Origin of the sequence: Kitasatospora sp. NPDC056800, assembly GCF_042789775.1 — a bacterium.
GTDB lineage: Bacteria > Actinomycetota > Actinomycetes > Streptomycetales > Streptomycetaceae > Kitasatospora.
This window is the reverse complement of sequence record NZ_JBHUAL010000038.1, coordinates 34971-41500: the sequence shown is the minus strand read 5'-3', so window position 1 is coordinate 41500 and position 6530 is coordinate 34971. Positions and strand designations below refer to the sequence as shown.

Genomic DNA, 6530 nt, shown 5'->3' with positions numbered 1-6530 from the left:
ACGTTGGAGCGCAGGAAGTCGGTGGTGATCTCGGCCTCGGAGGCGCCCAGCAGGGACTGGAGGACGGCGATGGTCAGGCCGGTGCGGTCCTTGCCGACGGCGCAGTGGACGACGGCGGCCAGTGAGTCCGGCGCGGCGAGGCGGCGGACCACGGCGGCCAGCGAGGGGCCGGCCGTCTCGGCCATGAAGGGGTAGAGGGCCGCCTGGTCCTCGGGCCAGGGCCGGTCGACGTCCTTGCGGTCGGCGGGCAGGGTCGGCAGGTTGAGGGACTCGTGGTCGAGGCCGTGCCGCTGGTCCGGCCAGGTCTGCAGCTCGAACGCGCTGCGCAGGTCGAACACCGTCCGCAGGCCGAGCGCCTTGAGCCGCCGGGCGCCCTCCTCGGTGAGGGTGTGGAAGGACCCGGAGCGGTACAGCACGCCCCGGCGGAGGGCGCCGATCCCGCCCGCGTCACGGAAGTTGCGCACACCGGGGATGTCGATGAAGGCGTCGGTCATGGCCACCACCGTACGGGCGGGGGCGGACGGGCGGAAGGAAACCGGAGGGGGCCGCTCGGTGGCGGGACGACGCTGGCCGAAACCGGCCCCCTCCGGTACGGAACCGGGCTGTTCAGCGCCCGCCCGAGACCTCCAGGAACGCCCCCGTGGTGTACGAGGCCGCCGGGGAGAGCAGGAAGAGGACCGCCTCGGCGACCTCCTCCGGCTGCCCGCCGCGGCGCATCGGCAGGTTGGGCGCGACCCGGTCGACCCGGCCGGGCTCGCCGCCGAGCGCGTGGATGCCGGTGTGGATCAGCCCCGGTCGCACCGTGTTGACCCGGATGCCCTCGGCGGCGACCTCCAGGGCCAGGCCGCGGGTCATCGAGTCCACCGCGCCCTTGGCGGCCGCGTAGTCGACGTACTCGTTCGGCGAGCCGATCCGGGAGGCCGCCGAGCCGACGTTGACGATGGCGCCGCCGCGCCCGCCGTGCCGGGTGGACATCCGGCGGACGGCCTGGGCCGCGCAGAGGAACGGGCCGGTGATGTTGGCGGCCCAGATCCGGTTCAGCCGGTCCTCGTCGATCTCCTCCAGCCGGCACTGCTTCTCCAGCGTGCCGGCGTTGTTCACCAGCCCGGTGAGCGGGCCGAGTTCGGCGTCCACGGTGGTGAACAGCCGCTCCACCTCGGCGGTGCGGCTGACATCGGCGCGGACCGCGAGGGCGGTGCCGCCGTCGGCCCGGATCTTCTCCACGACGGCGGCCGCGTTGGCCTCGTCCGTACGGTAGTTGACGCAGACCCGGTAGCCGCGGCGGGCGGCCAGCAGGGCGGTGGCGGCACCGATGCCGCGACTCGCGCCGGTGACGATCAGGACCTCATCGGTCGGGGTGGTCGACATGGCCCGTACGCTACCCGGCGGCCCGGCCGGGGACACCCGCCGCGGCCGCCCGCGGGGCCGCGATCCTCGGGGCCCGGTATCGGCGGCCGGGCCGGCGCCGGAGCGGAATTCGCTCGCCCGGCGCGGCCCGCTCCGGCGAGGATGCCCGGACGAGGATGCGGTGCCCGCCCGTCCGTACGAGAGGAGTCCGCCGATGTCCGCCGTTCCCGCTGCTCCCGTCCCTCCGTCCGTCCCCGGCACGGTGCTGCTCTCCGGCATCGTCGGCTCCACCGCGTACGGCTTCGCCCACGCCGGCTCCGACCTCGACCGGCTGGGCCTGTTCGCCACCCCCACCGAGGAGTTGCACGGCCTGCACCGCCCGGCCGAGTCCCAGGTGACCACCGCGCCGGACCTCACCCTGCACGAGGCCGCCAAGTGGTGCCGGCTGGCGCTGGGCTGCAACCCGACCGCCTCCGAGCTGGTCTGGCTGCCGGACGGGCTCTACGAGGTCCGCACCCCGCTCGGCGACGAACTGGTCGGCCTGCGCACGGCCTTCCTCAGCGCACCGGCCGTACGGAAGGCCTACCTCGGCTACGCCGACCAGCAGTTCCGCAAGCTGCTGACCCGCGACACCACCGACCCGGCCACCCGCCGCCGGGCCGCCAAGCACGCCCGGCACCTGGTCCGGCTGGTCGAGCAGGCCGTCCGCCTGCACGAGACCGGCCGCAACCCGATCCGACTGCCCGACCCCGAACGCATCCGCGAACTGGGCGAACGCATCGCCGACCACCCCACCCTCGCGGAGGGCCTGCTGGCCGACGCCGCCGACCGCCTCGCCGGCCCCGGCGTGCTGCCCGCCGCGCCCGACCCGCGCCCCGTCGAGGCCTGGCTCCGCCGGGTCCGCGCCGCCCACTACACACCGCCTCAAGACCCGCTCCACAACCCCGGCACGCCCGCGCAATCCACTGGCGGAGCCCTGGGCCCCACCGGGTAGGATCGCCGTGGTCCTCCCACCCGGAACCCCGGGTGTTCCAGGGCCGCGGGGCGCTAGCTCAATTGGCAGAGCTGCGGACTTTTAATCCGTAGGTTCAGGGTTCGAGCCCCTGGCGCCCCACCGCACCGAGGCCGGATCGGGATGTTCTCCGATCCGGCCTCCGTCGTTCCCGGGCGTGGGCGTTCCGCCGCCCGGAGCCGCGCGCCGTCGCGGGCCGCGGCCGGTCCTGGCGGAAGCCGCCCGGGTGTGCCCCGCGTGCCCAACTCCGGTGCGTGCGAGGGCGTTGGGGTGCCCAGGTCCGGGGGCGGGCCGCTCCGCTGCCGTCCGTGGCCGGTTCGCGCCCCGCGGCCGGTGCCGATCGCGTGGCGCCCCCACCTGCCGTGCCGGTGGCTGGAATTCGGTGTGGACGCGGACCGGTGGAGTGGCATGGGTCACGTCGGAATCGGGCGTTTTCGACTGTTCTGCGGTGGTGTTGCCCGTCGGTCGGCGGGGTTGTCCGAGGGCCGAGGGTCGGTGATCGTGTCGGGCCTAAATATGATCGGAAGCCACGATCGTCGGTTAGTGGTGACGGTCGTATGTGCAACCTGGGAACGGTTCGGGCCGTCTCTCTGTGTGCGGTGCGCCGGATCGTCAGGGGCGTCGCTTCCGTCGGTGAAAGGTACGCGCATGTCAGGTCGGAGGGGCGAGAGCCCGGCTCGGGGCGAGGACATGCCCACGACGGAAGGTGCGGAGAGTTCAGTGCCCGGTCCGCGCAGCGGTGGCCGGGCGGAGGCCCGCCGTGCCGCGCAGGGCAAGGGCGGCGGTTCGGCCACCGCGGGTGCCGCGGCCGCCGCGGGTGGCGGCCGGGCCGCGGCGCGCAAGAGCGCCAAGCCCAAGAAGAACGTGAAGAAGATCGTCGCCTGGTCGACGGCGGGCGTGCTGGTGGTCATCGCCGGTGTCGGCGGCGCGATCTACCTCAAGCTGAACGCCAACATCAAGTCCTTCGACGCCGACGCCATAGCCCGCAACCGCCCCCCGGAGGCGAAGGCCGACGCGGACGGCAACAGGCCGGTCAACGTGCTGCTGATCGGCTCGGACAGCCGCGGCAAGAACAACTCCGACCTCGGCGGCGGCGCCGACGACGGCGGCGCCCGCTCGGACACCACGATCCTGCTGCACGTCTACGCCGACCACAAGCACGCCGTCGGCATCTCGATACCGCGCAACGCCAAGGTCGAGCTGCCGTCCTGCAAGCTGCCCAACGGCAAGTGGACCAAGGGCGGCAACACCGACCTGTTCAACGCCGCGTTCTCGATGGGCGGCAGCGACGACGGCAACCCGGCCTGCACCCAGAACACGGTGGAGAAGCTCACCGGAATCCGCGTCGACCACACCCTGGTCGTCGACTTCAACGGCTTCGCCGCGATGACCAAGGCCGTGAACGGCGTGGACATCTGCCTGCCGAAGCCGATCTACGAGGGGGACATCAACCCCAACCTGAAGAGGAAGGGCGACCTCGTCCTCCCGCAGGGCAAGCAGACCGTCGAGGGCCAGCAGGCGCTCGACTACGTCCGGCTGCGGCACGGCATCGGCGACGGCTCGGACATCGGCCGGATGAAGCGCCAGCAGGCCTTCCTCGGCTCGCTCGCCACCAAGATCAAGAAGGAGGGGATGAACCCCACCACCCTCCTGCCGCTGGCCGACGCCGCGACCAAGTCGCTGGTCGTCGACCCGGGCCTGGACTCGGCCGACAAGCTTGCCTCCTTCGGCCTGTCGCTGAAGAACATCGACATGCACGACCTGAAGTTCGTGACGGCACCCTGGCGCTTCCGCACCCAGGACAAGGACCTCGACCTGGTCCAGCCGGACGCCAACAAGCTCTGGGAGACCCTCAAGGCCGACCAGACCATCGACGGCCAGAACGCCACCGGCCAGCAGCCGGACGCCCCGGCGGACGGCACCGGCCCGGCTCCGCAGCAGCCCGCCGCGCCCACCACCCCGGCCGCCCCGGCCGCGGACACCACCAACTCGGCGATCAGGGTGGCGGTCTACAACGGGACGACCGTCAACGGCCTGGCCGGCAAGGCGACCGAACTGCTGAAGGGCGCCAAGTTCACCGCCAGCACGGCGGGCCAGGCGGCGAGCACCAAGTACAAGACCACCACGATCGAGTACGGCTCCGGGCAGAAGGCGAACGCCGAGAAGGTCGCCGCGCTGTTCCCCGGCGCCAGCCTGGAGTCCAGCACCGCCCGCGGCATCTCGGTGATCACCGGCCAGGACTTCGCGGCCGCGATGGGGATGTCGACCGGTGCCCCCGCCGGCGGCGGCGCGACGGCCGCCACCCCGGGCGTCCCGGCGCCCCCGCAGCCGCTGCCGACCACCATCACCAACGACGCCCGCTCGGCGGACGACGACATCTGCGCGAACACCAGTTACGGCAGCGGCGGCTGACCGCACCGGAACGACCGCACCCACCGGAACGACGGGGACGACCCCCGGGCCGGCGCCCTCCGGGGCGCGCGGGCCCGGGGGTCGTGCCATGGTGGGCGTAAGGGAATCCGGCGGCCACCGAAAGGCGGACCCATGCCCGAGATCGCCCTCCAGCTCGACATCGCCGCGCCCCGGGACGTGGTGCTCGCCGCACTCACCACGCACGACGGGCTGACCGCCTGGTGGACCACCGGCGTGGACCGGGACGGCGACGTCCTGCTGTTCGACTTCCCCGACGTCCCCGAGCCGTTCCGGCTGCGGGTGGAGCGGGCCGACCGGGACCGGGTGGTGTGGACCAACGCCGGGTCCTTCCCGCCGCACTGGGCCGGCACCTGGATCAGCTGGGAGCTGTCCGACCAGCCCGGCGCCCCCGACGAGCCCACCGCCTCCGAGCCCGACCGGCCCGCCGCGCCCGGGCGCACCCGGCTGCTGTTCCGGCACGGCGGCTGGCAGCCGGGCAGCGAGGACGGCGTCCCGGCGGTGGCCGGCACCTGGGCCGAACTGCTGGTCCGGCTCAAGGACTACGCGCAGAGCGGCAAGGTGCAGCCGTACTTCGTCACCGGGCACCACCACGACGCCCCGTGAGCAGCCCGGGGAAGAGTTCGGTGAACAGCCCCGGTGAACAGCCCGTGAGCACCCCGCCCGAGCCCCGTGACGGTCCGGCCGCCGGTCGCCCGCCAGGGCGCCGTCCGGTGGCGGGATCGCGGCGGCGGACCGAAGGTGGCGGTGTACCGCCGTCGTCCCGGCCGGGCCGTACCCCCACCAGGCCCGGCCGGGACGAGGGCCCGACCGCTCCGACCGTCCCGACCACCACAGCCGGCCACCACCGCCTCCGGGAGGCCCAGCAATGCCCGTAGTCACCGATCCGTACAAGCCCGGCACCCCGTGCTGGGTCGACCTGATGGCGAGCGACCAGCAGGCCGCGCTCGACTTCTACCGCGACCTGTTCGGCTGGCAGGGCGAGGTCGGCCCGGCCGAGTTCGGCGGCTACGCCGTGTGCATGCTCAACGGCCGGCCGGTCGCCGGGATCATGGCGCAGGCGGCGCCCGAGGGGCAGCCGACGCCGCCCGTCGCCTGGACCACCTACCTCGCCTCGGACGACGCCGACGCGGCCCGGGCGTCCATCACCGAGGCCGGCGGCACGGTCCTGTACGACCCGATGGACGTCGGCACGATCGGCCGGATGCTGGTCGCCGCCGACCCGACCGGCGCGGTGTTCGGGGTTTGGCAGGCGATGGACTTCATCGGCGCGGGCGTGGTCAACGAGCCCGGCGCACTGGTCTGGAACGAGCTCAACACCGCCGACACCGGCGCGGCCGGCCGCTTCTACCAGCCGGCCCTCGGGCTGCGCCCGGCCACCATCCAGGGCATGGACGGCTACTTCTCGCTCAACGTCGCCGACCGCACGGTGGGCGGCATGCAGGCGATCCCCGGCTACCTGGCGGCCGGCACGCCCTCGCACTGGATGACCTACTTCTCGGTCGACGGCGCCGACTCCACGGTGGACGCCCTGGTCAAGGCGGGCGGCTCGGTGATCCAGCCGGCCTTCGACATGCAGTCCGGCCGGATGGCGGTGGTCCAGGACCCGCAGGGCGCGGTCTTCGCGGTCATCGAGGCGCCCGAGGCGCAGATGCCCGACTCGCCGTAACGCCGCCCCGGCGCCGTGACGCCGCCCCGGTCCGGCCCCGCCCGGCCCGGCCCGGCAACCGGAAGCCGCCCT

The 6530-nt window shown here is 73.7% G+C and carries 6 protein-coding genes and 1 tRNA gene; 5 read left to right on the top strand and 2 right to left on the bottom strand.

Going from position 1 to position 6530, the window contains the following annotated elements:
- Both ACFRQN_RS11715 and ACFRQN_RS11710 read right to left on the bottom strand, forming a co-directional pair.
- On the bottom strand, window positions 1–494 hold a 494-nt coding region (locus ACFRQN_RS11715), incomplete at its 3' end, for a tyrosine-protein phosphatase (protein ID WP_380739977.1).
- A gap of 112 nt (window positions 495–606) precedes the next feature.
- Window positions 607–1368 carry an SDR family oxidoreductase gene (locus ACFRQN_RS11710; protein WP_117488954.1) on the bottom strand — a complete coding sequence of 254 codons (762 nt, stop codon included), beginning with the start codon at window positions 1366–1368 and terminating at the stop codon, window positions 607–609.
- A gap of 193 nt (window positions 1369–1561) precedes the next feature.
- Between ACFRQN_RS11710 and ACFRQN_RS11705 the strand changes: the two genes are divergently transcribed.
- The 5 genes from ACFRQN_RS11705 to ACFRQN_RS11685 all read left to right on the top strand — a co-directional run bounded on the left by ACFRQN_RS11705 (window position 1562) and on the right by ACFRQN_RS11685 (window position 6458).
- Window positions 1562–2341 (top strand): DNA polymerase beta superfamily protein, encoded by a 780-nt coding sequence (locus tag ACFRQN_RS11705; protein ID WP_117488956.1) that lies wholly within the window; start codon window positions 1562–1564, stop codon window positions 2339–2341.
- Between the two features lie 47 nt (window positions 2342–2388).
- Window positions 2389–2461, top strand: a tRNA-Lys gene (locus ACFRQN_RS11700).
- Between the two features lie 588 nt (window positions 2462–3049).
- Window positions 3050–4771, top strand: a complete 1722-nt coding sequence (locus tag ACFRQN_RS11695) for an LCP family protein (protein ID WP_380739974.1) — start codon at window positions 3050–3052, stop codon at window positions 4769–4771.
- Between the two features lie 132 nt (window positions 4772–4903).
- Window positions 4904–5395 (top strand): SRPBCC domain-containing protein, encoded by a 492-nt coding sequence (locus ACFRQN_RS11690; protein ID WP_380739972.1) that lies wholly within the window; start codon window positions 4904–4906, stop codon window positions 5393–5395.
- Window positions 5396–5657: 262 nt separating this feature from the next.
- Entirely contained in the window at window positions 5658–6458 is an 801-nt protein-coding gene (locus ACFRQN_RS11685; RefSeq protein WP_049651767.1) for a VOC family protein, read from the top strand.
- Window positions 6459–6530 lie beyond the last annotated feature (72 nt).